Annotated in this window: 26 protein-coding genes; 10 read left to right on the plus strand and 16 right to left on the minus strand. The window is 64.6% G+C overall.

Translation table 11 applies throughout. The annotated features are described in order from the left end of the window. Positions 1 to 133 precede the first annotated feature (133 nt). The 3 genes from N5C28_RS03095 to cmoB all read left to right on the plus strand — a co-directional run bounded on the left by N5C28_RS03095 (position 134) and on the right by cmoB (position 2,592). On the plus strand, positions 134 to 775 hold the full coding sequence (locus N5C28_RS03095; protein WP_279819957.1) for a lysoplasmalogenase: 642 nt from the start codon (positions 134 to 136) through the stop codon (positions 773 to 775). Between the two features lie 108 nt (positions 776 to 883). Next, positions 884 to 1,627, plus strand: a complete 744-nt coding sequence (gene cmoA, locus N5C28_RS03100; RefSeq protein WP_279819960.1) for a carboxy-S-adenosyl-L-methionine synthase CmoA — start codon at positions 884 to 886, stop codon at positions 1,625 to 1,627. Beyond that, positions 1,624 to 2,592 carry a tRNA 5-methoxyuridine(34)/uridine 5-oxyacetic acid(34) synthase CmoB gene (gene cmoB, locus N5C28_RS03105; RefSeq protein WP_279819961.1) on the plus strand — a complete coding sequence of 323 codons (969 nt, stop codon included), beginning with the start codon at positions 1,624 to 1,626 and terminating at the stop codon, positions 2,590 to 2,592. Before cmoA ends, cmoB begins: the two co-directional genes overlap by 4 nt. Positions 2,593 to 2,596: 4 nt before the next feature. On the opposite strand, the gene N5C28_RS03110 is transcribed toward cmoB, so the two are convergent. Next, entirely contained in the window at positions 2,597 to 2,863 is a 267-nt protein-coding gene (locus N5C28_RS03110) for a hypothetical protein (protein WP_279819964.1), read from the minus strand. 148 nt (positions 2,864 to 3,011) lie between these two features. On the opposite strand from N5C28_RS03110, the gene N5C28_RS03115 reads away from it, so the two are divergent. After that, positions 3,012 to 3,911, plus strand: coding sequence for a LysR substrate-binding domain-containing protein (locus N5C28_RS03115; RefSeq protein ID WP_279819967.1), 900 nt, complete (start codon positions 3,012 to 3,014; stop codon positions 3,909 to 3,911). Positions 3,912 to 3,956: 45 nt separating this feature from the next. On the opposite strand, the gene pdxJ is transcribed toward N5C28_RS03115, so the two are convergent. From pdxJ to rpoE, 11 genes are all read right to left on the minus strand, one after another. After that, positions 3,957 to 4,703: a pyridoxine 5'-phosphate synthase gene (gene pdxJ / locus N5C28_RS03120; protein WP_279819969.1), complete on the minus strand. Its 747-nt coding sequence runs from the start codon at positions 4,701 to 4,703 to the stop codon at positions 3,957 to 3,959. Beyond that, a complete protein-coding gene (gene recO, locus N5C28_RS03125) occupies positions 4,696 to 5,394 on the minus strand; it encodes a DNA repair protein RecO (protein WP_279819971.1) in 699 nt (232 codons plus the stop codon). The genes pdxJ and recO overlap by 8 nt, the downstream gene beginning before the upstream one ends. Positions 5,395 to 5,498: 104 nt before the next feature. Further along, a complete protein-coding gene (era, locus tag N5C28_RS03130) occupies positions 5,499 to 6,401 on the minus strand; it encodes a GTPase Era (RefSeq protein ID WP_279819973.1) in 903 nt (300 codons plus the stop codon). Next, positions 6,394 to 7,083: a ribonuclease III gene (gene rnc, locus N5C28_RS03135; RefSeq protein ID WP_279819975.1), complete on the minus strand. Its 690-nt coding sequence runs from the start codon at positions 7,081 to 7,083 to the stop codon at positions 6,394 to 6,396. Before rnc ends, era begins: the two co-directional genes overlap by 8 nt. Further along, positions 7,080 to 7,457, minus strand: coding sequence for a DUF4845 domain-containing protein (locus tag N5C28_RS03140; RefSeq protein WP_279819978.1), 378 nt, complete (start codon positions 7,455 to 7,457; stop codon positions 7,080 to 7,082). The genes rnc and N5C28_RS03140 overlap by 4 nt, the downstream gene beginning before the upstream one ends. 99 nt (positions 7,458 to 7,556) lie before the next feature. Continuing rightward, on the minus strand, positions 7,557 to 8,411 hold the full coding sequence (lepB, locus tag N5C28_RS03145) for a signal peptidase I (RefSeq protein WP_279819980.1): 855 nt from the start codon (positions 8,409 to 8,411) through the stop codon (positions 7,557 to 7,559). 5 nt (positions 8,412 to 8,416) lie between these two features. Then, a complete protein-coding gene (gene lepA / locus N5C28_RS03150; RefSeq protein ID WP_279819982.1) occupies positions 8,417 to 10,216 on the minus strand; it encodes a translation elongation factor 4 in 1,800 nt (599 codons plus the stop codon). 191 nt (positions 10,217 to 10,407) lie between these two features. Beyond that, positions 10,408 to 11,829: a DegQ family serine endoprotease gene (locus tag N5C28_RS03155; protein ID WP_279819984.1), complete on the minus strand. Its 1,422-nt coding sequence runs from the start codon at positions 11,827 to 11,829 to the stop codon at positions 10,408 to 10,410. Between the two features lie 390 nt (positions 11,830 to 12,219). Next, positions 12,220 to 13,179 carry a MucB/RseB C-terminal domain-containing protein gene (locus N5C28_RS03160; RefSeq protein WP_279819986.1) on the minus strand — a complete coding sequence of 320 codons (960 nt, stop codon included), beginning with the start codon at positions 13,177 to 13,179 and terminating at the stop codon, positions 12,220 to 12,222. Positions 13,180 to 13,187: 8 nt separating this feature from the next. Then, positions 13,188 to 13,781, minus strand: coding sequence for an RseA family anti-sigma factor (locus N5C28_RS03165; RefSeq protein WP_279819987.1), 594 nt, complete (start codon positions 13,779 to 13,781; stop codon positions 13,188 to 13,190). Between the two features lie 31 nt (positions 13,782 to 13,812). Continuing rightward, a complete protein-coding gene (rpoE, locus tag N5C28_RS03170; RefSeq protein WP_279819989.1) occupies positions 13,813 to 14,394 on the minus strand; it encodes an RNA polymerase sigma factor RpoE in 582 nt (193 codons plus the stop codon). A 375-nt stretch (positions 14,395 to 14,769) separates the two neighbouring features. Between rpoE and nadB the strand changes: the two genes are divergently transcribed. Further along, positions 14,770 to 16,386, plus strand: coding sequence for an L-aspartate oxidase (nadB, locus tag N5C28_RS03175; protein WP_279819991.1), 1,617 nt, complete (start codon positions 14,770 to 14,772; stop codon positions 16,384 to 16,386). Here the strand turns inward: nadB and N5C28_RS03180 are convergent. Beyond that, entirely contained in the window at positions 16,355 to 16,807 is a 453-nt protein-coding gene (locus N5C28_RS03180; protein WP_279819993.1) for a protein YgfX, read from the minus strand. The genes nadB and N5C28_RS03180 overlap by 32 nt on opposite strands. Then, positions 16,791 to 17,045 (minus strand): succinate dehydrogenase assembly factor 2, encoded by a 255-nt coding sequence (locus tag N5C28_RS03185; RefSeq protein WP_279819995.1) that lies wholly within the window; start codon positions 17,043 to 17,045, stop codon positions 16,791 to 16,793. Before N5C28_RS03185 ends, N5C28_RS03180 begins: the two co-directional genes overlap by 17 nt. Positions 17,046 to 17,235: 190 nt before the next feature. Here N5C28_RS03185 and N5C28_RS03190 point away from each other — a divergent pair, with 190 nt between their 5' ends. The 3 genes from N5C28_RS03190 (at position 17,236) to N5C28_RS03200 (ending at position 19,879) form a co-directional block, all read left to right on the plus strand. Continuing rightward, positions 17,236 to 18,177 (plus strand): folate-binding protein YgfZ, encoded by a 942-nt coding sequence (locus tag N5C28_RS03190; RefSeq protein WP_279819998.1) that lies wholly within the window; start codon positions 17,236 to 17,238, stop codon positions 18,175 to 18,177. Positions 18,178 to 18,215: 38 nt separating this feature from the next. Further along, a complete protein-coding gene (locus tag N5C28_RS03195) occupies positions 18,216 to 19,052 on the plus strand; it encodes an HDOD domain-containing protein (RefSeq protein WP_279820000.1) in 837 nt (278 codons plus the stop codon). A gap of 71 nt (positions 19,053 to 19,123) precedes the next feature. Next, a complete protein-coding gene (locus N5C28_RS03200; protein WP_279820002.1) occupies positions 19,124 to 19,879 on the plus strand; it encodes a transporter substrate-binding domain-containing protein in 756 nt (251 codons plus the stop codon). On the opposite strand, the gene N5C28_RS03205 is transcribed toward N5C28_RS03200, so the two are convergent. Further along, entirely contained in the window at positions 19,880 to 21,265 is a 1,386-nt protein-coding gene (locus N5C28_RS03205) for a sensor histidine kinase (RefSeq protein ID WP_279820006.1), read from the minus strand. Then, positions 21,258 to 21,929 carry a response regulator gene (locus N5C28_RS03210; RefSeq protein WP_279820008.1) on the minus strand — a complete coding sequence of 224 codons (672 nt, stop codon included), beginning with the start codon at positions 21,927 to 21,929 and terminating at the stop codon, positions 21,258 to 21,260. Before N5C28_RS03210 ends, N5C28_RS03205 begins: the two co-directional genes overlap by 8 nt. Before the next feature lie 250 nt (positions 21,930 to 22,179). Between N5C28_RS03210 and N5C28_RS03215 the strand changes: the two genes are divergently transcribed. After that, complete coding sequence (locus N5C28_RS03215; protein WP_279820011.1) at positions 22,180 to 23,445, plus strand: OprD family porin; 1,266 nt, start codon at positions 22,180 to 22,182, stop codon at positions 23,443 to 23,445. 29 nt (positions 23,446 to 23,474) lie between these two features. After that, positions 23,475 to 24,455: a tripartite tricarboxylate transporter substrate binding protein gene (locus N5C28_RS03220; protein ID WP_279820013.1), complete on the plus strand. Its 981-nt coding sequence runs from the start codon at positions 23,475 to 23,477 to the stop codon at positions 24,453 to 24,455. Positions 24,456 to 24,570 lie beyond the last annotated feature (115 nt).

A 24,570-nucleotide genomic window follows, 5' to 3' on the forward strand; every position in this document is an offset into this window, starting at 1 on the left:
GTACGCTTCCTTGGTCGACTCGGCGCACGCGGATCGGCGGCGCGAAATGCTCCTGCCCCTGGCGTTTGCTGCCTGGGCTGAATAGCAGGTATCGCCCATAGTGCCAGATAAATCCAGTCGGACGAGGTGACGGATGCGCGAGTTGAGCGTGGCGGTGGTGGCGGCGGTGCTGTTTTTCCTCGGGCAGGCCTGGGACCTCCCCTGGTTGAGCCTGGTCACCAAGGGCATTCCGGTGATCGTCCTGTGGTGGTGGCTGCGCCGGGCGGCCGATGGCCACTACCGGCGCTGGATTGGTATCGGCCTGCTCTGCTCGCTGGCCGGCGACCTGCTGCTGGATTGGCCGGGCGATCTGTTCGTGCCGGGCCTTGCCGCCTTCCTGCTGGCCCACCTGGCCTACCTGCGCGCCTACCTGAGCGACTGCCGGGAACCCGCCATCGCCGCCCTGCTGGGTGCCGCCGTGATCGGCGCGAGCATGTTCGCCGTACTCGCCAGTGCCGGCCTCGGCGGGCTGCTGATTCCGGTCGCCCTGTACGCCCTGGCCATCAGCGCCATGCTCTGGCGTGCCCTGGCCCGGCTGGGCCATGCCGGCCTGACACGGCAGTCCACGGTGCTGGCGGCCGCGGGTGCCGCCTCGTTCGTGCTGTCCGACAGCCTGATCGGCATCGACCGCTTCGTCGCACCGTTCGACGCCGCGCCCTACGCCATCATGCTCACCTACTGGCTGGGCCAGTGGGCGATCACCGCCTCGGCCATGAATCGCACCACGGCCACCTGATTCCAGGGGCGCCGGGGGCTTTTCCGACCAATTGAGACAATCGCAGTTTGGTTGCGCGCCGCACTTGGCTAAAATGCCGGGCTTTTCCGCAGCCTGTTCGGATTCCCCGTGAGCAAACAACCCGACCGCCTCTTCGCCCAGCCCCTGGATCAGGTGCCGGACTTCGTCTTCAACGAAGACGTGGTGCGGGTGTTCCCGGACATGATCAAGCGCTCGGTGCCGGGTTACCCGACCATCGTCGAGAACATCGGCGTGCTGGCCGGCCAGTTTGCCCAGCCCCACAGCGTGCTCTACGACCTGGGCAGCTCCCTGGGCGCGGTAACCCAGGCGCTGCGCCGTCACGTGCAGATCGATGACTGCCGGGTGATCGCCGTGGACAACTCCAGTGCCATGGTCGAGCGCTGCCGCGAGTACCTGCATGCCCAGGACGCGATGTTCCAGGAGCTGCTGCCGGTCGAGGTGATCGAGGCCGACATTCTCAACCTCGAACTGCAGCCGGCGTCGCTGGTGGCGCTGAATTTCACCCTGCAGTTCATTCAGCCGGAACAGCGCCTGGCCCTGCTCGGCCGCATTCGCCAGGCCCTGCTGCCAGGAGGCGCGCTGATTCTCTCGGAGAAACTGCGCTTCGAAGACAGCGCACAACACGACCTGCTGACCGACCTGCACATCGCCTTCAAGCGGGCCAACGGCTACAGCGAGCTGGAAATCGCCCAGAAACGCAGCGCCATCGAAAAGGTGATGCTGCCCGACAGCCTCGAACAACACCGTGAACGCCTGCATGCCGCGGGCTTCAGCCGCGTCATCCCGTGGTTCCAGTGCCTGAACTTCGCCTCGTTGATTGCCCTGCCATGATCCATCGTCTCGACCTCGACGCCCTGCAAGCCCAACTGGCGGGCACGCCCCTGCAAGACTGGGCCGCCGGCCTCCCCGGCCAGATCGACGCCAAGCTGGCCATCGGTCATGGCGACCTGCAACGCTGGTACGGCGCGGTGGAAGCCCTGCCGACGCTACCGGTCGAGCGGGTGGAGCTGAACCAGGCTTTCACCTTCGACGGCAGCTGTGACGAGCCGACCCGGGCAGCCCTGAAGAGCGCGCTGCAGGGGCTGATCCCCTGGCGTAAAGGCCCGTTCCACCTGTTCGGCGTGCACGTGGACACCGAATGGCGCTCCGACTGGAAATGGCAGCGCATCGCGCCCTACCTCGACCTCAAGGGCAAGCGGGTGCTGGATGTCGGCTGCGGCAACGGCTACTACATGTGGCGCATGCTCGGTGCCGGCGCCGACAGCGTGGTCGGGATCGACCCGAACTGGCTGTTCCTCTGCCAGTTCCTGGCCATGAAGAACTACCTGCCGGACCTGCCGGCCTGGCACCTGCCCCTGGCGGTGGAAGAACTGCCGCCGCGCCTTCTCGGCTTCGACACGGTGTTTTCCATGGGGGTGCTCTACCACCGCCGCTCCCCCATCGATCACCTGCTCGACCTCAAGGACTGCCTGGTCAAGGGCGGCGAGCTGGTACTGGAAACCCTGGTGGTGGAAGGCGACGCCCAGCACGTGCTGGTCCCCGAAGACCGCTACGCGCAGATGCGCAACGTCTGGTTCCTGCCTTCGGTGCCGGCGCTGGAGCTGTGGCTGCGGCGTGCCGGCTTCGTCGACATCCGCTGCGTGGACGTCAGCACCACCACCGTGGACGAACAGCGCGCCACCGATTGGATGCGCTTCCAGTCGCTGCCCGAATTCCTCGACCCGGCCGACCACAGCCGCACGGTCGAAGGCCTGCCGGCACCCAGTCGAGCGGTACTGATCGCCCGCAAGCCCTGAGGCCTCAACTGCGGCGACGGCGCTCGGCAATCCGGGCGGCGATCACCGCCAGGTCCTCCTGCGCGCCCCGCTCCACCGCCGCCCGGTCGGCGCCCAGGCGGGCCAACCCGCGTTCTTCATCCTGCAGCAACCGCCGCAGCCCGCGCCGCCAGCGCCAGGCGGCCCAGGTATCGGCAATCCGGTGCTGCAGGCCGAGCGGCCACATGGCCGGCAGGTAGAACGCCGGAACCGGTTCTTTGCGTGGGGTCTTGTACGACTTGGCAGGGGACATGACGCACCTCCTCATCTTCGCTGACAGGACCTTCCGGTGTCCGGCGACGGCCGGTACCGAGAAGACTTGCCCCGAGGATGCGACGCGCCTATCGTTCAATCAAACGACTAATATCAAACACTGCATTTAGCCAAACTGAACGAAAGCCATGAACGAACTCGCCCGCCCCTTGCCGCTGAATACATTGCCGCTGCTGGAAAGCGATGTGCTGAAGACCTTCGTCGGCATTGCCGAAAGCGGCAGTTTCACCCGCACGGCCGCCCAGGTGTACCGCAGCACCGGGGCTGTCAGCATGCAGATCAAGCGCCTGGAAGAAACCCTCGGGCGCAGCCTGTTCACCCGCGAGGCCCGGCGCGTCCAGCTGACGCCAGACGGCGAAGTGCTGCTGGGTTATGCCCGGCGTCTGCTCAAGCTCAATGAAGAAGCGGTCGCCCATTTCCTCACGCCGGCGCTGTCCGGTCGGCTGCGCTTCGGCATTCCCCACGACCTGGGCACGCCGGTGCTGCCCAGCGTGCTGACGCTGTTCGCCCGCAGCCACCCGGCGGTGCAACTGGAAGTATCAGCGGGACGCAGCGTGGATTTGATCGAACGCCTCGATGCCGGGGAACTGGACCTGACGCTGGTCAATGCCGGCAATGACGGTATGGACGACTCGCGGGGCGAAATCATCTACACCGAGTCTCTGGTCTGGGCCGGGCGCGACGGCGGCCTGGCGGTTCAGCGCACACCCCTGCCTCTGGCCCTGGCCAGCACCGGGTGCGCCTGGCGGCGAATGGCGCTGGATGCCCTGGATCGCAGGGGGCGGGACTACCGCATCGCCTATTCCTGCGAGCAATGCGCCGGGCAGGAAGCGGCCATGCTCGCCGACCTGGCCATCGCGCCGTTCCCCCAGAGCCTGATCAAGGCACCCCTGAAACGCCTGGGCGAGGAACATGATCTGCCGCCCCTGGGGGATTTCCACATCAAGCTGATGCGCGGCAGCAACCGCGAAGACCCCGCCGAGGCCCTGGCCGCCCAGCTGATCCAGGCATTCGGTGCCTACCGCTGAGTGATTCACTGCAGACAGGGCATCGCCGCCCTGCCCAGCGGTCGGTCAGCCGCGTTGCGCGGCCGCCACGATCAACCCTTTCATTTCCGCCACGGCCTGCTTGAAACCGACGAACAGGGCATGGGCCACCAGGGCGTGACCGATGTTCAGCTCGTTGATTCCGGGGATCGCCGCCACCGGCTCGACGTTGTGGTAGTGCAGGCCGTGCCCGGCGTTGACGATCAGGCCGTGCTCCAGGCCGAACGCCACGCCATCGCGAATCCGCGCCAATTCGCGCGCCGCCTCTTCCGGGGTGTGGGCATCGGCGTAACGTCCGGTGTGCAGCTCGATGGCCGGCGCACCAACCCGTTTGGAGGCAGCGATCTGCTGCTCGTCCGCGTCGATGAACAGCGAGACCTCGCAACCGATCTTGCTCAGGCGCTCCACTGCCGCGCGAATCCGCGCCTCCTGTCCGGCCACGTCCAGGCCGCCTTCGGTGGTCAGCTCCTGGCGGGTTTCCGGCACCAGGCACACGTGCTCGGGGCGAATGCTCTCGGCGAAGGCGAGCATCTCCTCGGTGACGCCCATCTCGAAGTTCATCCGCGTCTGCATCACCTCCTTGAGCAGGCGCACGTCGCGCTCCTGGATGTGCCGACGGTCTTCGCGCAGGTGCACGGTGATGCCGTCGGCACCGGCCTCCTCGGCGTCCAGGGCGGCCTTGACCGGGTCGGGGTAGCGCGTCCCCCGGGCCTGGCGCAGGGTGGCCACATGGTCGATGTTCACACCCAGCAGAATACGATTGGCATCAGTCACGGGTCGGCTCCTTGAGCGTCATGAAGAGTTCGCGGCTGACCAGGGGTCGACCGCCTAAATGGGGGGCCAGGGCCTGGCGCATCAGGCGCTTGGCGGCAGCCAGGGCGCCGGGTGCGGACCAATCCGCCTCAGCCATGGCCAGCAGCTCGGCGCCTTGGAACAGGCCGGGCTGCAGTTGAGCCACCGGCTCCAGGCCGGCATCGGCCTGCAGGCGGTACAGGCCGCCTTCGACGATCGGCTGGCCATGCAGATCGATGTCCAGGGCAAAACCATAGCCCAGCTCGTCCAGCAAACGCCATTCGAACGAACGCAGCAGCGGTTCCAGCGCCCGGCCAGCGGCCAGCGCCTGCACGGTGGCGGCGTAATGCTCGAACATGGTCGGGTGCGGGTCTTCGGCGGGCAGCAGGCGAATCAGCAACTCGTTGAGGTACAGGCCGCTGAACAGTGCCTCGCCGCTCAACAGGTGGGGGATGCCATTGGCTTCCAGGCGGCCGACGGTCTTCAGCTCACCGCGGCCACGCAATTCGATATCCAGCGGCACGAACGGTCGGGCCAGACTGCCGGCTCGCCCCCGGGCACCGCGCAGCACCGCACGAAAGCGGCCCTGAGGCGTGAGGAAGTCGACCAGGGCACTGGTTTCCCGGTAAGCGCGGCTGTGCAGGACATAGGCGGGCTGGCTGACCGGGAGCATGGTGGGTGGCTACTCGTAATGGCGGCCGCGGGTCACGCCCTGCCTGGGGTGGATTCGATATCCAGCACAGCAGGGCCAACACACGGCGGGCGCAGGAGAGGTTCTCAGATGTCGTCGAAACCCAGGGACCGCAGGGCGCGCTCGTCGTCCGACCAGCCGCCTTTGACCTTGACCCAGAGGTTGAGCATGACCTTGGAGTCGAACATCACCTCCATGTCCTTGCGCGCCTCCTGGCCGATGCGCTTGATGCGTTCGCCCTTGTCGCCAATGATGATTTTCTTCTGGCCGTCACGCTCGACCAGGATCAAGGCGTGGATGTGCAGGATGCGCCCTTCGCGCTTGAATTCCTCGATTTCCACGGTGATCTGGTACGGCAGCTCGGCGCCGAGCTGGCGCATGATCTTTTCGCGCACCAGTTCGGCGGCGAAGAAGCGGCTGGAACGGTCGGTCACCTGGTCTTCGGGGAAGAAGTGCACACCTTCCGGCAGGCGGTCGCCCACCAGCTTTTCCAGGGTATCGAGGTTGTGCCCCTGCTGCGCCGACACCGGTACGATCTCGGCATTGGGCAGTTGCTGGGCCAGCCACTCGAGGTGCGGCATCAGCTCGGCCTTGTCCTCGATGCGGTCGGTCTTGTTGATCGCCAGGATCACCGGCCCCTGCACGTACTGCACGCGCTCGAGCACCATCTGGTCCTCGTCGGTCCAGCGGGTGCGGTCCACCACGAAGATCACCACGTCGACGTCTTTGAGCGCCGAGGCCGCGTTCTTGTTCATGTAGCGGTTGAGGGCTTTTTCGTTGTTCTTGTGCAGACCGGGGGTGTCGACGTAGATCGCCTGCACCTCGCCTTCGGTCTTGATCCCGAGCATGTTGTGCCGCGTGGTCTGCGGCTTGCGCGAGGTGATGGCCAGTTTCTGGCCGAGAATGTGGTTGAGCAGCGTCGACTTGCCCACGTTGGGCCGGCCGACGATGGCGACGTAGCCACAGCGTGTTGCAGGTGAATCAGTCATTCCCATTCTCCACACCCAGGGCGATCAACGCGGCGGCAGCGGCAACCTGTTCGGCGATGCGACGGCTGGCGCCCTGTCCCAGGGTCTTGTCATTCAATAAAGTCACCTGACATTCGACGACGAACGTCCGGCAGTGCGGCTCGCCCTGGATGTCCACCACGTCATAGCGCGGCAACTCGCAGGCACGCGACTGCAGGAATTCCTGCAGACGGGTTTTCGGGTCCTTGTTGGTATCGACCAGGGTCAGGCCGTCCAGTTCGGTGGTCAGCCAGGCGAGCACGCGTTCGCGGGCGACGTCCATGCCGGCATCCAGGTAGATGGCACCGATCAGGGCTTCCAGGGCATCGGCGAGAATCGACTCACGGCGGAAGCCGCCGCTTTTCAGCTCGCCCGAGCCCAGGCGCAGGTATTCGCCCAGGTCGAAACCACGGGCCAGCACCGCCAGGGTCTCGCCCTTCACCAGGCGCGCGCGCAGGCGCGACAGCTGGCCTTCACGGGCCTGCGGGAAGCGCTCGAACAGCGCCTCGCCGGCCACGAAGTTGAGGATGGCATCCCCAAGGAACTCCAGGCGCTCGTTGTTGCGCCCGGCGAAACTGCGGTGAGTGAGGGCCAGGATCATCAGATCCTGGTCTTTGAACGTATGACCGAGCTGACGCTCGAGGCGGCCTAACGAAGAACTCACGGCATGCGCACGCGGAATTCTTTGTCGAAATGCACCACCAGATCGAGGTTCTCGATCATCGGCTCGCGCTTTTCGTACTTCAGGTGGGCGAGGAACTCGTTGTTCTCGACGGTCACCGTCAATACGTCTTCCAGTTTCAGGTCGCGGATGCTGTTGACCGTCATACCCTTGCTGACGTGGGTGTAGAAGTCGCCGACCGTGCGGATATCCGAGGCTTTATCGGTTTCGACCGAGGTGATGATCTTTTCCATCGACATGTAGTCGAGGTAGTGCGGCAGCACCTTGAACGCGGTACTGGCCAGGAACGCCAGGACCGCCAGCACCACCAGCCAGCTGAGAATCGACAAACCTTTTTGCGAGCGCGCAAATGTCATAGTTTGATTCCAAAGTTCGAGTTTGTTTTTTTAACGCACTGCAAGACTATATATAGCGCGTGGCGCTGCATTGAACAGCGCCACAGAATCAGCAGGCCGTCAGTGAATCAGGCCGACGCGGGAGAAGTTGGGCAGGTTGCGCAGCTTCGGATCGGGCCAGCTCATCCACACGGCAAAGGCTTTGCCGACGATATTGCGGTCCGGCACCATGCCCAGCACGTCCTTCGGAATGCTCGGGTCATTCCAGTAACGGCTGTCGTTCGAGTTGTCGCGGTTGTCGCCCATCATGAAGTAATGCCCTTCCGGCACCACCCACTCACGACCCGGCTCGACCCGGTAGCGTTTCATTTCCTTGCGGATCTGGTGCTCGGCCTCGCCCAACTGCTCATTGTACAGCGTGGCGCTGCCCAGGCTGCGCGGCTCTTCGCCGATCAGGGTCTCGGCCACCAGCGTGTCGTTGATGTACAGGCGCTTGTCGCTGGTGTAGCGAATGCGATCACCGGCCAGGCCAACCACGCGCTTGATGTAGTTGATGTTCGGGTCGCTGGGGTAGCGGAACACCATGACATCGCCACGTTGCGGATCACCCACGTCGATGACCTTGGTGTCCAGCACCGGCAGGCGGATGCCATAGGCGAACTTGTTGACCAGGATGAAATCGCCCACTTCCAGGGTCGGTTTCATCGAACCGGACGGAATCTGGAACGGCTCGACCAGGAACGAACGCAGCACCAGAACGATCGCCAGCACCGGGAAGAACGACTTGCCGTATTCCACCAGCAGCGGCTCTTTGTTCAGGCGCTCAATCACCGCGTCGTCGGCTTGGCCGACCTGGCCCTGATAGCTGGCAATCGCCGCACGACGGCGTGGCGCCAGGAATACCAGGTCGAACAAGGCCAGAGCGCCGCACACGAAGACGGCGATGACCAGCAACAACGGGAAATTAAATGACATAGGCCCTAGCTATCCAACCTCAGTACGGCAAGGAAGGCTTCCTGTGGAATTTCCACGTTGCCCACTTGCTTCATGCGCTTCTTACCGGCCTTCTGCTTTTCCAGCAGCTTACGCTTACGGCTTACGTCACCACCGTAGCATTTGGCCAGGACGTTCTTTCTCAGAGCCTTGACAGTCGTACGCGCCACGATCTGACCGCCGATGGCGGCCTGGATTGCCACGTCGAACATCTGCCGAGGAATCAGATCCTTCATCTTCTCGGTCAATGCCCGACCTTTGTAGTGGGCATTGTCCTTATGCACGATCAGCGCCAGCGCATCAACCTTGTCGCCATTGATCAGCACGTCCAGCTTGACCAGGTTGGCCGACTGGTAGCGGTCGAAATGGTAGTCCAGGGAGGCATAGCCACGGCTGGTGGATTTCAGGCGGTCGAAGAAGTCGAGCACCACTTCGTTCATCGGCAGGTCGTAGCGAACCTGAACCTGGGAACCGAGGAACTGCATGTCGCGCTGCACGCCACGCTTCTCGATGCACAGGGTGATGACGTTGCCCAGGTGCTCTTGGGGCACCAGGATGGTCGCCTGCACGATCGGCTCGCGGAAATCCTCGACCGAGGAGACATCCGGCAGCTTGGACGGGTTGTCGACGTAAATGGTTTCGCCGGTCTTGAGCACGACCTCGAAGATCACGCTCGGCGCGGTGGTAATCAGGTCCAGGTCGTATTCGCGCTCGAGGCGCTCCTGGATGATCTCCATGTGCAGCATGCCGAGGAAACCGCAACGGAAGCCGAAGCCCAGCGCGTCAGAGCTTTCCGGCGAGTACTGCAGCGAGGAATCGTTGAGGGTCAGCTTCTGCAGGGCATCGCGGAAGTCTTCGAAATCGTCGGAGCTGACCGGGAACAGGCCGGCATAGACCTGCGGCTGGATGCGTTTGAAACCGGGCAGGACTTCGACGTCCGGCGTCGAACTCAGGGTCAGGGTGTCACCCACCGGCGCACCGTGGATGTCCTTGATGCTGGCGATGATGAAGCCCACTTCGCCCGCCTTGAGGTCGGCGGTCTGGGTGTGCTTGGGGTTGAACACGCCGACGCTGTCGACCAGGTGCACCTTGCCGGTGGACTTCACCAGGATCTTGTCACCCTTCTTCACGCGGCCGTGACGCACGCGCACCAGGGAGACGACGCCCAGGTAGTTGTCGAACCAGGAGTCGATGATCAGCGCCTGCAGGGGCGCCTCGATCTCGCCTTCCGGCGCAGGGATGGTCTGCACCAGGCGCTCGAGCACCTCGTCGACGCCCATGCCGCTCTTGGCGCTGCAGGCCACGGCGTCGGTGGCGTCGATGCCGATGATCTTCTCGATCTCGTCCTTGACGCGATCCGGATCGGCCTGAGGCAGGTCCATCTTGTTCAGCACCGGCATGACCTCGAGGCCCTGCTCGATGGCGGTGTAGCAGTTGGCGACCGACTGCGCCTCGACGCCCTGGCCGGCATCGACCACCAGCAGCGCGCCTTCGCAGGCTGCCAGCGAGCGGCTGACTTCGTAGGTGAAGTCGACGTGCCCGGGGGTGTCGATGAAATTCAGCTGGTAGGTCTTGCCGTCCTGCGCCTTGTAATACAGGGTGACGCTGTGGGCCTTGATGGTGATCCCGCGCTCACGCTCCAGGTCCATGGAATCGAGCACCTGGGCCTCCATCTCGCGATCGGCCAAGCCACCGCACATCTGGATGAAACGGTCAGCCAGGGTCGACTTGCCATGGTCGATGTGGGCGATGATGGAAAAATTGCGGATATGACTCAGGTCACTCACAGGACAACACTCGAAAAGGCCGCAGGCGACTGCCCGCCGAAAATAGCCGCGGAGTGTACCCGATTGACGCCCCGCACGTCACGCCCAGGCGCCTATCGGCGCGCATGAAAAAGGGCGACCGAAGTCGCCCTTTTTCAGTGCCTTGGAGGCTGTTCAGCCAGGCCTGCTCGGCCAGACTTATTCAGCCAAACCTACTCGGCCAGTTTGAAGGTAATGAAGCTGGCGCGCCCCTGGCGCAGCACGCGCATCGACACGGAGCGGTTCTTCGGCAGGGACTGGGCGACCTCGGTGAAGGTCTTCGCCGAGCCGATGGCTTGATTGTTCAGGTGCGTGACCACATCGCCAGGCCGCAGGCCGATCAGCGCCGCCGGGCCATCCAGCACTTCGCTGATCACCACACCGCCCTTCAGGTCCAGGCTCTTCTTCTGCTCGTCGGTCAGCTCGGCCACCTTGACGCCAAGGCGGTTGCTGGCGGCCTCGCCACCACCGGCCGGCGTGCTGGCAATGGCATCGCCATCTTCGGGCAGCGCACCGATGGTCAGGGTCAGCTTCTTGCGCGAACCGTCGCGAACGACGTCCAGCACCGCCTTGCTGCCCGGTTTCATGCTGCCGACCAGGTGCGGCAGGTCGCCGGACATGATGATCGACTTGCCATCCAGCGCGAGGATCACGTCACCGACCTGCAGGCCGCCCTTGGCCGCCGGACCGTCGTCCAGCACCTGGGCTACCAGGGCGCCGGCCGGCTTGTCCAGGCCAAAGGATTCGGCCAGATCCTTGTTCACTTCCTGGATCACCACGCCCAGCCAGCCGCGGCTGACCTTGCCGTCGCTCTTGAGCTGGTCGGCCACATCCATCGCGACACTCATCGGAATGGCGAAGGACAGGCCCATGAAGCCGCCGGAACGGGTGAATATCTGCGAGTTGATGCCCACCACTTCCCCAGCCAGGTTGAACAGCGGACCGCCCGAGTTACCCGGGTTGATCGCCACGTCGGTCTGAATGAACGGCACGTAGCTCTCGTTCGGCAGGGTACGACCCTTGGCGCTGACGATACCGGCGGTTACCGAGTGGTCGAAACCGAACGGCGAACCGATCGCCAGCACCCACTCGCCGACCTTGAGATCTTCGGACTTGCCGAGCTTGACGGTCGGCAGGTTCTCGCCCTCGACCTTGAGCAAGGCGACGTCGCTGCGCGGGTCGGCCCCGATCAGCTTGGCTTCCAGCTCGCTGCGGTCGGACAGGCGCACGATGATTTCATCGGCATCGGCCACCACGTGGTTGTTGGTCAGCACGTAACCGTCGGCGGAAATGATGAAGCCCGAGCCCAACGATTGCGCCTCACGCTGGCGGCCGCCCGGCGAGCGCGGCACCTGCGGAATATTGCGCTCGAAGAACTCGCGAAACATCGGCGGCAACCCTTCGAGATCAGGCATGGCCTGACCTCCGGACGCCACGCGGTCCGGCACTTTCTGCCGGGTACTGATATTCACCACCGCTGGCGAGGCTTCCTCGACCAGTTGGGTGAAATCAGGCAGATCCGCCTGCGCGGACACCGCCTGCCCCAGCATCAGGGTGGCGAACAAAAAGATAAAAGAACGTTTCAGGCTAGGCATCGGCTACAACTCCCCATCCAGAACAACACAAGCCAAGAGACTCAAAAAGCTGCGACAGCACACGAAGCCCGCAAAAACACAGGCCGATGAGCCGCATCGCCGAAAAGACGCGCACTGCAACAGCGCACGCCAGCCCCGACGACGAACAGCCCTACGCATACAGACAGAACTTCCCCAGGGTGGCCCGGGAAAAAGGAATCGGCCAGGACGGCCAAGACGAACAGCACAAGAAAAGGCGGGAATGCATCCCGCCCTGCCCTGCTTGCAACAACCATCACGGGTGTCTCCCGCCGGTTTGATTGCGCGGGATGCGGTGCGGGTCGAGCCGCGCAGCATTCAGACCCGGCGTACGCTCGAATCCTCTACCACGGCTCGCCCCCCACTCCCCGATCATTGGACCGCCTGCACCTCAGTGCCGTTGGTGCGCATCGACAGGGCGACCCGTTCGGCCGTCCCCAGTGGAATCTCACCCACCACCGTGACCATGACGTCGCCGTCGTCGGTCTTCAGGCGGCGCGACACGGCAACGGTCGGTCCGAGCTGCGTGCGGGCGTCTTCGACCGTGATGCCATGCAGCGGCTCGAGGAACACCGAGAACCGCGCCAGGCCATCGTCGTACACCAGGCAGGCGACCGATTCGTCGGACGCCGGGCTCTGGCGCTGGCTGATGGTGCGCAGCTCGAAACCAGGCGGCAGCCAGTCGGAACGCCAGTTACCGGCGACCGTCGAGCTGGCCTCGGTAATGCGCACCGGACGGCAGCTGGCGGTGGGCTGCAGCGCGTCGGGTTCAGGCGCCACGGCAACATCCAGCTCGGTGAACTGGAAGCGTTCGAGCAACTGCCCCTTGTCATTGATCAGCAGGGATTTCAGCGGCAGACCGCTGGCTTCATCTAGATGCAGTTCGATGCCGTAGCGGTGCTGGTCACGCGGCAACAGGCCAAGAACGACGGCCTTGCGGCCAGCGACCCGTGATTCACCGATCACTCGCAACTCGTACCATTCGGCCAGCTGGGCGGCGTTCAGTTCGCGGGCCGGCCAGGCCTGGCCATCGATCACCTGGTCGGACAGGCTGCCACTCACGCATTGCGCCTGGCCGTTGACCCGCACCACTTCCTGGGCGGGGCCATCGAGCTGCAGCAGGCGCTCGTGCACACCGCCACCCTCCTCTACCCGGTGCCAGATGCGGTGGGTAGAGAAGCTGCCATTGCGTTCGTAGACGAAAGTACCTTGAAAACTCTGGGACCGTTCGGCATCCGCCAAACGTTGCAACCAGTTCTGCGCCTCGGCGGCAGCGGCCGGCAGTGCCAGCCAACTACCGACCAGAAGGGCGGTAAAAGGAATAAAGCGCATGCGCCTCCTTAACGGTCTTCCAGACTGGCTGCACGTGCATAGGGAAGTGCGCTTTCAGTGCCGTTGATCGCGCCTTGCTGCGCATGCTGGCGCAGGTACGCCGGCAGACGCTGCTCGTGCCAGCCAGACTCGGCTTCACCGGAAACGGTGCTGACCGCTGCCTGCTCGCCTTCCGACACGTTGAAACCTGCCAGCATGGCCGGGCCTTGCAGCTGCGGAACAGCCAGAGCCGGTTGAGCCGCCTGCTGGGCCATTTGCGCACCGGCTACGTCGTCCTGGTTGTACAGGCGAACACCGGCCAGTACAGCGACAGTTACCGAGGCAGCTACCGCCACACGACCGACCATGCGCCATGGGCCACGGGAGGCCTTGTCAGCAACCGGCACGGCTTCGTCAGCCAGGGCAGCGGAAACGGCAGCAGCGATATCCAGACGCGGCTCCAGCAGCTCTTTGTGCATCACGGCACGAGCGATCTGGTAACGCGACCAGGTAGCGCGCATTTCGGCGTCGTCGCTCGCACTGAGCACACGCCGCAATTCCAATTCATCCGCTTCGTTATCCATCACCGCGGACAGCGATTCCTGCAGGGCTTCACGACTCATGGCGGTTCCTCTCTTGGCTGTAGCCGCTGTCTCAGGTTTCCTGCAACAGAGGTTGCAGGGATTTATCAATAGCCTCGCGTGCCCGGAAAATCCGTGAACGCACTGTACCCACTGGACATTGCATGACGCTGGCAATGTCTTCGTAACTCAGACCATCGAATTCGCGTAACGTTAGCGCGGTACGCAAATCTTCTGGTAACTGCTGGATGCTACGATGCACAGTGGCTTCGATCTCATCCCGCAATAACGCACGTTCCGGTGATTCGATGTCCTTGAGGGCATGGTCACCATCGTAAAACTCCGCATCCTCAGAGCTCACATCGCTATCCGGCGGACGCCGACCGCGCGAAACCAGATGGTTCTTCGCAGTGTTGATGGCGATGCGATACAGCCACGTATAGAACGCACTGTCACCGCGAAAATTCCCTAACGCCCGGTAAGCTTTTACGAAAGCTTCCTGCGCCACATCTTGAGCCTCATGGGTGTCGTGCACGAAACGCACGATCAACCCGAGGATCTTGTGCTGATACTTCAGCACCAACAGATCAAACGCTCGCTTGTCACCGCGCTGCACGCGCTCGACCAGCTGCTGATCTTCTTCCTGGGTCAGCATGAACACTCCTCATTGAATTCAAAGGGGTTCAGCATCGGCCAGCAAGTTGGCTTGCCAGAATAGACTCGGGCGTTGCGCAAAAGTTCTCCCCTCCGAACAAGCTTCCTGCAGAATCCTTTCGATCCTGCACGGAACAACGCAGCAGAGGCTCTGCCTCGCTGCGGAATTGTCTTAGATTCGCCTGCTCTGCCGCCCCGCAGTCCTATAAGAACCTGCAACCACCACGACACAGCAAACACTGTCCCTCTCTGGGCGACCGCTTTTGGAACCTGTAACGCTAAGAAAGTTCCTAAGCCCCACCGTCGGCCATAAGCCGGCTATTGTGCCGTTCAACCCCTCTATATACTAGGGGCCGCTTACTTGCGGAATCCGGACATGAGCCAACATTACCAACACGACGTTCTGGTCATCGGCAGCGGTGCGGCTGGCTTGACACTGGCGCTGACCTTGCCTGCCCATCTGCGCGTCGTCGTGCTGAGCAAGGGCGACCTTTCCAACGGCTCGACCTACTGGGCCCAGGGCGGCGTCGCCGCCGTGCTGGATGACACCGACACCGTAGAATCCCATGTCGCCGACACCCTGAACGCCGGTGGCGGGCTGTGCCGTGAAGACGCCGTGCGCTTCACCGTCGAGCATAGCCGCGAAGCCATCCAGTGGCTGATCGACCAGGGCGTCCCCTTCACCCGCGACGATCAGCACAGCCGTGAAGATGGCGGCTTCGAATTCCACCTGACCCGCGAAGGCGGCCACAGCCACCGGCGCATCATTCACGCCGCTGATGCCACGGGTGCGGCAATCTTCAACACCCTGCTGGAGCAGGCCCGACAGCGCCCCAATATTGAGCTGCTGGAACAGCGGGTCGCGGTCGACCTGATCACCGAGCGCAAACTCGGTCTGCCGGGCCAGCGCTGCCTCGGCGCCTACGTGCTCAATCGCAACAGCGGCGAGGTCGACACCTACCGCGCGCGCTTCGTGATCCTCGCCACTGGCGGCGCAGCCAAGGTCTACCTCTATACCAGCAATCAGGACGGTGCCTGCGGCGACGGCATCGCCATGGCCTGGCGCGCCGGTTGCCGGGTCGGCAACTTGGAGTTCAACCAGTTCCACCCGACCTGCCTGTACCACCCCCAGGCCAAGAGTTTCCTGATCACCGAAGCCCTGCGTGGCGAAGGCGCCCTGCTCAAGCTGCCGAATGGCAAGCGCTTCATGCAGCGTTTCGACGAGCGCGCCGAGCTGGCCCCGCGCGACATCGTCGCCCGGGCCATCGACCATGAGATGAAGCGCCTGGGCGTGGACTGCGTGTACCTGGATATCAGCCACAAGCCGGCCGAGTTCATCACCACGCATTTCCCCACCGTTTATGAACGCTGCCTGGACTTCGGCATCGACATCACCCGCGAGCCCATTCCGGTGGTCCCCGCGGCCCACTACACCTGCGGTGGCGTGGTGGTCGACCAGAACGGCCAGACCGACGTGCCCGGCCTCTACGCCATCGGCGAAACCAGCTTCACCGGCCTGCACGGTGCCAACCGGATGGCCAGCAACTCGCTGCTCGAGTGCTTCGTCTACGCCCGCTCGGCGGCCGCGGACATCGTGGCCCAGTTCGACGACGTGGCCGTGCCCAGCGACCTGCCCAGCTGGGATGCCAGCCAGGTCACGGACTCGGACGAAGACGTGATCATCGCGCACAACTGGGACGAGCTGCGGCGCTTCATGTGGGACTACGTGGGCATCGTGCGCACCAACAAGCGCCTGCAACGGGCCGAGCACCGGGTGCGCCTGCTGCTTGACGAGATCGATGAGTTCTACAGCAACTACAAGGTGAGCCGGGACCTGATCGAGCTGCGCAACCTGGCCCAGGTGGCGGAGCTGATGATTCATTCGGCCATGCAGCGCCGGGAAAGCCGCGGCCTGCATTACACCCTGGACTACCCCGAGCAGTTGCCCGAGGCCCGCGACACTATTCTGGTGCCGCCCACCTTCGGCGACTGAACTTCAGGCGTACGCGAAGGCGGCGGTGCATATCCGCCGCCATGGCGTCACGCACAATGCACAGGCCGCGCACGCGACGCTCCCCCACCAGGCGAAAACGCAGCACCACGGCAAATGGCAGAGCCAGGCTGTCCGGGCGCAGTTGGACCGGCTGCCACCCGGCCTCCTCGCTCCACACCTGCCAACCACCAGTGTCACGGCGCAAACGGCGAAAGGCCCGGGGCGAACCGAGCAGGATGTGCCGCGGCAAGACCCAGCAGGCATGCCCCAGGCACAGGGCCAGACCACTGGCGATCACCCAGCCCGGCGCCTCGATCAGCCCCAGGACCAGCAACGCCAGCGATAACAGGATCAGGTAGAGCGCCAGCAGCAACCGGGACGGCTGCCAGTGGCACTCGAAACCGTCACTTGGGCTGGACACGATCCAGAATCATCCGAACCATGCGCTTGAGGTCCGCATCTTCCGGCTCGCCGCGCTGCATGAACCAGCCGAACATGTCCTGGTCTTCGCACTCGAGCAGCTTGCGGTAGCGCGCCTGGTCCTCGGCATCGAGGGTGGCGTACACCTCCTTGACGAAGGGCACCAGCAGCACGTCCAGCTCCAGCATGCCGCGGCGGCTGTGCCAGAACAGGCGGTTGAGTTCTGTCGAATCGACCATGGAAGGGTTCCTATCAATAGCCCGGCAGTGAAAAGGCCCGGCAGTATACCGGCGAAAAACCCAACTGTTGACCTTGCCGGACGACGGACCCGGCAAACAATGCGCACGGCATGACGGCAATCGCTGACAAGCCCCAGGCCGCACTCTATGATGGGTGCCCTGACTTTTAGCCACTGAATTCCCCTATCCCATGGCCGACACCGCGTTTTTCTGCACCCTCAGCCACGAAGGCCTGCTCGCCGTTCGCGGCCCCGATGCCAGCAAGTTCCTCCAGGGCCAGTTGACCTGCAACCTCAACTACCTGAACGACACCACCTCCAGCCTGGGTGCCCGCTGCACGCCCAAGGGCCGCATGCTGTCGAGCTTTCGCATCGTCAGCGTCGCCGACGGCTACCTCATGGCCATGGCCAGCGAACTGGTGCAGTCGCAACAGATCGACCTGCAGAAATATGCCGTGTTCTCCAAATCCAAGCTGGGCGATGAAAGCCAGGCCTGGGTGCGCTTCGGCCTGAAGGGTGGCGACAACGTCCTGGCCGCTCTCGGCCTGGCGCTGCCGCCGGAAGCCGACAGCGTGGCCCGCAACGACACCCTGCTGGCCGTACGCCTGGCCGATGGCCGTGCCGAACTCTGGGCGCCGGCCGCCGACCGCGATCGCCTGCAGCAGGCACTGACCGCCGAACTGGCGGAGGCACCGCTGAATGCCTGGCTGTTGGCCCAGGTGCGCGCCGGCGTCGGCCAGGTGCTGGGCGAGACCCGCGAACTGTTCATACCGCAGATGCTCAACCTGCAGGCCCTGGGCGCCGTCAGCTTCAAGAAAGGCTGCTACACCGGCCAGGAAATCGTCGCGCGCATGCAGTACCTGGGCAAACTCAAGCGTCGCCTGTACCGCCTGAAGCTGGACGACCAGCGCATGCCCGACCCGGCTACCGAGCTGTTCTCGCCGGTACACGGCAGCAGCGTCGGCGAAGTGGTGCTGGCCGCCCGCGGCGAAAGCGGCATCGAGCTGCTCGCCGTGCTGCAGGAAGACGCCGTCACCGATGGCCGGGTCTTCCTTGGCGCACCGCAAGGACAACCGTTGGTGCTACTCGATCTGCCGTACACCCTGGATAGCAACCGCGAAATCCAGCGCTGATTACACTTCCCCCGCCGATTTGCCACAGAGAACGCGCAATGAGCAAACTTGCCGATAAAGTCCTCCAGGAACTGCTGCACGCCATCGACAACGATGAGCTGGTCCTGCCTACCCTGCCCGAAGTCGCCCTCAAGGTCCGCGAGGCAGCCGAAGACCCGGACATCGGGATTCCGCAGATCAGCAAGGTGATCGGCAACGACGCGGCGCTGACCGCGCGCATCATCAAGGTGGTGAACAGCCCGCTGCTGCGCACCAACAAGGAAATCACCGACCTGCAGATGGCCGTCGGCCGCCTCGGCATCAACTACACCTGCAACCTGGCCACCGGCCTGGCCATGGAGCAGATGTTCCAGGCCACCAGCGACGTGGTCGACCGCAAGATGCGCGAAGTGTGGAACAAGAGCACCGAGATCGCCGGCATCTGCCACGTGCTGTGCCGTCACTACACCCGCCTGATGCCCGACCAGGCGACCCTGGCCGGCCTGGTGCACCAGATCGGCGTGCTGCCGATCCTCACCTATGCCGAAGAGCACAGCGAACTGCTGGCCGACTCGATCAGCCTCAACCACGTGATCGAGAAGATCCACCCGGTGATCGGCGACAAGATCCTGCGCGCCTGGGAGTTCCCCGAGCTGATCGCCATGGTGCCGAGCCAGCACCTGGACTTCACCCGCGACAGCGCCAAGGTCGACTACGTGGACATCGTCCAGGTCGCCACCCTGCAGAGCTACCTGGGCAGCGAGCACCCCTACACCCAGCTGGACTGGGGCAAGGTGCCGGCGTTCAGCAAGCTGGGCCTCGACCCGAACGTCGACATGCAGGCCGACGAAGACCTGTCCGCCGCCATGGAAGCCGCGACCAGCATGCTGCAGTAAGCCAACATCGGCGAGCGGATGCGGCTTTTTGCCACTAGACTCGAACCCTGCCCGGTTCAAGGAACTACCGCATGCGCTCGCTCCTGCTGATCCTCTGTCTGCTGTGCAGCGGCCTTGCGGCTGCCTCCCCCCTGCGCCTGACCAATGGCGAATGGTCCCCTTACCTGGGCCAGCACCTGCCGCACCAGGGTGTCGCCTCGCGGATCATCCGCGAAGCCTTCGCCCTGGAAGGCCTCGACGTCGAGTGGGAATTCCACCCCTGGGCGCGCTCGCTGCAAATGGCCGAACTCGGCCAGCGCGATGGCACCGCCGTGTGGCTGCGCAGCGAAGAGCGCCAGCAGCTGTTCTTCATCAGCGATCCGGTGGTCGAAAGCGTCTACTACCTGTTCCACCGCAAAGGCCAGGCCTTCGACTGGAAGCACGTGGCCGACCTGCAGGGCCTGCGCATCGCCGCGACCCGTGGCTACGACTACGGCACGGCCTTCCAGCAGGCGGAAACCAGCGGCCACCTGGACGTCAACCGCATCACCAGCGATGAACTGGGCTTTCGCCAACTGCTGGCCGGACGCGTGGACCTGTTCCCGCTGGACAAGGTGGTGGGCTTCGACCTGCTGCACCAGCAGTTCAGCGCCGCCGAGCGGGCCCAGCTGAGCTTCCACCCCCTGCCCCTGCGCCGCGACAGCCTGCACCTGCTGCTGTCACGGGCCGTGCCCGGCAACGCGGAGCGGATGCAACGCTTCAACCGTGGGCTGGCCCAGCTGCGCGACAGCGGCCAGATCGCCAAGTACCTGCTGGACGTCCAGCAGCCCCTGAGCCTGGCGCCCTGATCAACCGCCCAGACCGGAAAATTCGACCCTTACCAGCAAGCCCTGTGGCTGCCCCTGATGCAGGCTGATGGCCGCCTGATGGGCGCGGCAGATCTCCCCGACGATGGCCAATCCCAGGCCGCTGCCTTGGGCCCGGCGCCGGTAGAAGCGCTCGAACACCCGCTCGTGCTCGTCCTCCGGAATCCCCGGCCCGTCGTCCTGCACCTCCAGCACACCAGGCGCCAGCACCCGCAGCACCACGTTGCCGCCTTCCGGCGTGTGGGCCAGGGCGTTGTCCACCAGGTTGCACAGCAGTTCGTTGAGCAGCGTCGGCTCGCCGCGTATCCACACCGAGTGCTCGGCCTCCAGGGCCAGGGCGATGCCCCTGGCATGGGCCAGCGGTGCCAGGGCCAGCCCCAGTTCGCGGGCCAGTTGGCTAAGGTCAAGGCGCATCGCGCCGCCCTCGGCGATCGCCCGGGCACCGCTTTCGATACGCGCCAGGGACAGCAACTGGTTGGCCAGGTGCGTCAGGCGATCGGTGTTCTGCGCCGCCTGCTGCAGGGTGCTGTGCCAGACCTCGGGCTCCTGCGCGCGCAATCCCAGCTCGATCCGCGCCTTGAGCGCCGCCAGCGGCGTGCGCAACTCGTGGGAGGCATCGGCAATGAACTGCGATTGGCGCTCGAACAACCCGCGCAGCCGATGGTTGAACTGGTTCAGGGCATTCACCAGTGGCAGCAACTCCCGGGGCAAGCCCGTATCGGGCAGCGGCTGCAGGTCATCGCTGGCACGCTCGGCCACCGCGCGACGCAGCGCATCCAGCGGGCGCAACGCCGCGCTCACCGCCAGCCACACCAGCAACAGTGCGCTGAATGCCAGCAGCCCCATGCGCCACAGCGTGCCATAGAGCAGGTCCCGGGCCATGCGCTCGCGGGCGCCCTGGGTTTCCGCCACGCGGATTTCCACCATGCCCGTGAAGCCGGGTTCGCTGACCGGCTGCAGGAAGCTCACCACCCGCACGCCCTGATGGCGGTATTCGCCATCGTAGAACGTGGCCAGCGCGGGATAATCGTTGGTGCGTTGGGCGCCAGGCGGTGCGGCAGGCAGGTCTTCGTAGCCGGACACCAGCTCGCCGCCGGGGCCGATCACCTGGTAGTAGATGCGCCCGGCGCTGTCGTAGGCGAAGGTGTCCAGGGCGATGTAGGGCACGTTGGCGCTGAGCGTCCCTTCGACCGCGTAAAGGCCATCGGAAATCGCCCGGGCCGAGGCCAGCAGGGTGCGGTCATAGGCGGTATCGGCGGCGTGGCGGGCGCTCCAGTAGGCGCTCATGCTGCTGACCAGCAGGATCACCGTGAGCAGCAGGGCCAGCCGCCGGATCAGCCGTCCGCGCAGGCTGCCCGGCTTATCCACTCACGGCCTCCAGCAGGTAGCCCAGGCCGCGGAAGGTGACGATGCGCACCGCCGCCCCTTCGAGTTTCTTGCGCACCCGGTGGATGTAGATTTCGATGGCGTCGGCGCTGGCTTCCTCGTCCAGGCCGAACACCTGGGCCGCCAGTTGTTCCTTGCTCATCACCCGCCCGGGCCGGGCAATCATCGCCTCCAGCACCGCCTGTTCGCGGGAGGTCAGGTTGAGCACCTCCTCGCCGACACTGAAGCGCCGGGTGCTCAGGTCATAGGCCAGGTCGCCGCAACGCTGCACCTGCTCGCCGCCCAGCACGCTGCGGCGCAGCAGCGCCTTGACCCGCGCCTCCAGCTCGCTCAGCTCGAACGGCTTGGCCAGGTAATCGTCAGCCCCGAGGTTCAGGCCATGCACCCGGTCCTTCACCTCGCCGCGGGCAGTGAGCATCAGCACCGGCAGGGTCTTGCCCCGCTCGCGCAGGCGCGCCAGGACCTCGAAGCCGTCCATGCGCGGCAACCCGATATCGAGGATCGCCAGGGCGTATTCCTCGCTGCTCAGGGCCAGGTCCGCCGCCACCCCGTCGTGCAAGACATCCACCGTCCACCCGCCGCTCTTCAGCGCCTGGGCCACGCTTTCAGCCAACTGCGGGTGATCTTCGACCAGCAGAATTCGCATCGCCATCTCCAACTGAATCGACGCCGTCGGCCGTCATCGGCCCCGTCGCCCGTAGATTCGAGCGCAGGAGTTTACAGACGTCTCCTGCGCTGTGAATCGCCCAAATGCCGGCCCGGAAAAACTTTCAGTGCTGAAAGGCTGGCGAAAGCTTCACCCCCTAGCATCGCTCCAGGGTGGCTCGATCCACCCGCCAGAACGGTCCGCGCAGTGGTGCACGGCCGTGACAAAAACAAAAAACGGAGACCACACGATGCCCATCGCATCCCGTCAGGCACGTTCGCCTGCTCACCTGCTCAGCCTAGCTGTATCCACTGCCTTGCTCGCTCCCTCGGCCCACGCCGCCTTCATCGAAGACAGCTCCGCCAGCCTCACGACCACCAATATCTACCTGAACCGTGATTTCCGCGAAGGCACTGGCCAGAACAAGCGCGAGGAATGGGGCCAGGGTTTCCTGCTCGACCTCCAGTCCGGCTACACCGACGGCACCGTCGGCTTCGGCGTCGACGCCCTGGGCATGCTGGGTCTCAAGCTGGACTCCGGCGGTGGCCGCACCGGCACCGATCTGCTGCCCGTGCAGGATGACGGTGGCACCCCGGATCAGTTCGCCCGCCTGGGCATGACCGCCAAGGTCAAGGTCTCCGAAACCGAATTCCGCTACGGCTCACACATCCCCGAACTGCCGGTGGTCAAGGCCAGCGACAGCCGCCTGCTGCCGCAGGTCTTCGAAGGCGGCCTGCTGACCTCCTCCGAACTCGACGGCCTGACCTTCACCGGCGGGCGCCTGGACAAGGTCATCGACCGCGCTTCCACCAACTCCGAAGACATCGTGCTCAACAGCAAGAACGGGCGCTTCGCCGGTGGCATCACCGCCGACCACCTGGACCTCGCCGGCCTCGACTACGCCTTCAGCAAGGGCGTGACCGGGCGCTACTACTTCGCCGAGCTGGACGACATCTACCGCCAGCACTTCTTCGGCCTGCAGACCACCCACGCCCTAGGCAACGGCGTGCTCACCGCCGACCTGCGCCTGAGCATCAGCGACGACACCGGCGCCTCCAACGCCGGCAAGATCGACAACCGCGCCCTCAACGGCCTGGTCAGCTACGCCATCGCCGGCCACAAGTTCGGCCTGGGCTACCAGGACATGAGCGGCGACACCGGCTTCGCCTACATCGATGGCAGCGACCCGTTCCTGGTCAACTTCGTGCAGATCAACGACTTCGCCAACGCCGACGAGCGCTCCTGGCAAGCCCGCTACGACTTCGACTTCGCCAAGGTCGGTATCCCCGGCCTGAGCTTCATGACCCGCTACATCAGCGGCGACGACGCGAAGATCGCCGGCAGCACCCAGACCGGCGGCGAGTGGGAACGCAACACCGAAATCAAATACGTGGTCCAGAGCGGCGCGCTGAAAGACGTCTACGTCCGCCTGCGCAACGCCAGCTTCCGCTCCGACTTCGCCCGGGACGCGGACGAAAACCGGATCATCGTCGGCTACACACTGCCGATCTGGTAACCCACAATAAGAATTCAGAGGAAAACACCATGAAAACTGCCTTTTCGCGTATTGCCCTGGCGGCGGCCTGCATGGCCTTCGCCGGCCCCCTGCTCGCCGACGAGCCGCGCCGCCCCGAATGCATCGCCCCGGCCGCACCGGGCGGCGGCTTCGACCTGACCTGCAAGCTGGCACAGAGCGCCCTCCTGGAAGGCAAGCTGCTGAAATCGCCAATGCGCGTGACCTACATGCCCGGCGGCGTCGGCGCGGTCGCCTACAACGCGGTGGTGGCCCAGCGTCCGTCCGAGGCCGGCACCATCACCGCCTTTTCCAGCGGCTCGCTGCTGAACCTGGCCCAGGGCAAGTTCGGCCGTTTCGACGAGAACGCCGTGAAGTGGCTGGCCGGCGTCGGCACCAGCTACGGCGCCCTGGCCGTGCGCCAGGACTCGCCGTACAAGACCCTCGACGACCTGGTCAAGGCACTCAAGGAAAACCCGGGCAAGGTGGTGATCGGCTCCGGCGGCACCGTCGGCAGCCAGGACTGGATGCAGACCGCCCTGATCGCCCGCGCCGCCGGCATCAACCCGCGCGAACTGCGCTACGTGGCAATGGAAGGCGGTGGTGAGCTGGCCACCGCCCTGCTCGGTGGCCACATCCAGGTCGCCAGTACCGACATCTCCGACTCCGTGCCGCACATCGAGAGCGGCGACATGCGCATCCTCGCGGTGTTCTCCGAAGAGCGCCTGCCGGGCGACGTGGTCGAGTCCATCCCGACCGCCAAGGAACAGGGCTTCGACGTGGTCTGGCCGGTGATCCGTGGCTTCTACCTGGGCCCGAAGGTCAGCGACGAAGCCTACACCTGGTGGAAGAACTCCTTCGACCAGCTGCTGGCCTCGGAAGACTTCGCCAAGCTGCGTGAGCAGCGCGAGCTGTACCCCTTCGCCATGACCGGCGACGAACTGGACGCCTACGTGAAAAAGCAGGTCGCCCAGTACAAGGATCTGGCTCAGGAATTCGGCCTGATCCAGTGACCCTGGGTGGGAGGCGCTTCAGCCGCGACCATCGCCGCTGAAGCGCCTCCCACGAACCGCAACGACAACACCGTTCCACCCCTCAACTGCCTGGAGCCGCGCGCTCACGGGCTGG

Source organism: Pseudomonas sp. GD03944 (assembly GCF_029839275.1).
In the GTDB taxonomy this organism is placed as follows: domain Bacteria; phylum Pseudomonadota; class Gammaproteobacteria; order Pseudomonadales; family Pseudomonadaceae; genus Aquipseudomonas.

Excerpts from the sequence above, each read along its gene's own strand:
- N5C28_RS03095 (WP_279819957.1), top strand. The coding sequence starts at position 134 with ATGCGCGAGTTGAGCGTGGCGGTGGTGGCGGCGGTGCTGTTTTTCCTC.
- cmoB (WP_279819961.1), top strand. The coding sequence starts at position 1,624 with ATGATCCATCGTCTCGACCTCGACGCCCTGCAAGCCCAACTGGCGGGC.
- N5C28_RS03110 (WP_279819964.1), bottom strand. The coding sequence starts at position 2,863 with ATGTCCCCTGCCAAGTCGTACAAGACCCCACGCAAAGAACCGGTTCCG.
- N5C28_RS03115 (WP_279819967.1), top strand. The coding sequence starts at position 3,012 with ATGAACGAACTCGCCCGCCCCTTGCCGCTGAATACATTGCCGCTGCTG.
- recO (WP_279819971.1), bottom strand. The coding sequence starts at position 5,394 with ATGCTCCCGGTCAGCCAGCCCGCCTATGTCCTGCACAGCCGCGCTTAC.
- era (WP_279819973.1), bottom strand. The coding sequence starts at position 6,401 with ATGACTGATTCACCTGCAACACGCTGTGGCTACGTCGCCATCGTCGGC.
- N5C28_RS03140 (WP_279819978.1), bottom strand. The coding sequence starts at position 7,457 with ATGACATTTGCGCGCTCGCAAAAAGGTTTGTCGATTCTCAGCTGGCTG.
- lepB (WP_279819980.1), bottom strand. The coding sequence starts at position 8,411 with ATGTCATTTAATTTCCCGTTGTTGCTGGTCATCGCCGTCTTCGTGTGC.
- N5C28_RS03155 (WP_279819984.1), bottom strand. The coding sequence starts at position 11,829 with ATGCCTAGCCTGAAACGTTCTTTTATCTTTTTGTTCGCCACCCTGATG.
- N5C28_RS03160 (WP_279819986.1), bottom strand. The coding sequence starts at position 13,179 with ATGCGCTTTATTCCTTTTACCGCCCTTCTGGTCGGTAGTTGGCTGGCA.
- N5C28_RS03165 (WP_279819987.1), bottom strand. The coding sequence starts at position 13,781 with ATGAGTCGTGAAGCCCTGCAGGAATCGCTGTCCGCGGTGATGGATAAC.
- rpoE (WP_279819989.1), bottom strand. The coding sequence starts at position 14,394 with ATGCTGACCCAGGAAGAAGATCAGCAGCTGGTCGAGCGCGTGCAGCGC.
- nadB (WP_279819991.1), top strand. The coding sequence starts at position 14,770 with ATGAGCCAACATTACCAACACGACGTTCTGGTCATCGGCAGCGGTGCG.
- N5C28_RS03185 (WP_279819995.1), bottom strand. The coding sequence starts at position 17,045 with ATGGTCGATTCGACAGAACTCAACCGCCTGTTCTGGCACAGCCGCCGC.
- N5C28_RS03190 (WP_279819998.1), top strand. The coding sequence starts at position 17,236 with ATGGCCGACACCGCGTTTTTCTGCACCCTCAGCCACGAAGGCCTGCTC.
- N5C28_RS03195 (WP_279820000.1), top strand. The coding sequence starts at position 18,216 with ATGAGCAAACTTGCCGATAAAGTCCTCCAGGAACTGCTGCACGCCATC.
- N5C28_RS03200 (WP_279820002.1), top strand. The coding sequence starts at position 19,124 with ATGCGCTCGCTCCTGCTGATCCTCTGTCTGCTGTGCAGCGGCCTTGCG.
- N5C28_RS03210 (WP_279820008.1), bottom strand. The coding sequence starts at position 21,929 with ATGCGAATTCTGCTGGTCGAAGATCACCCGCAGTTGGCTGAAAGCGTG.
- N5C28_RS03215 (WP_279820011.1), top strand. The coding sequence starts at position 22,180 with ATGCCCATCGCATCCCGTCAGGCACGTTCGCCTGCTCACCTGCTCAGC.
- N5C28_RS03220 (WP_279820013.1), top strand. The coding sequence starts at position 23,475 with ATGAAAACTGCCTTTTCGCGTATTGCCCTGGCGGCGGCCTGCATGGCC.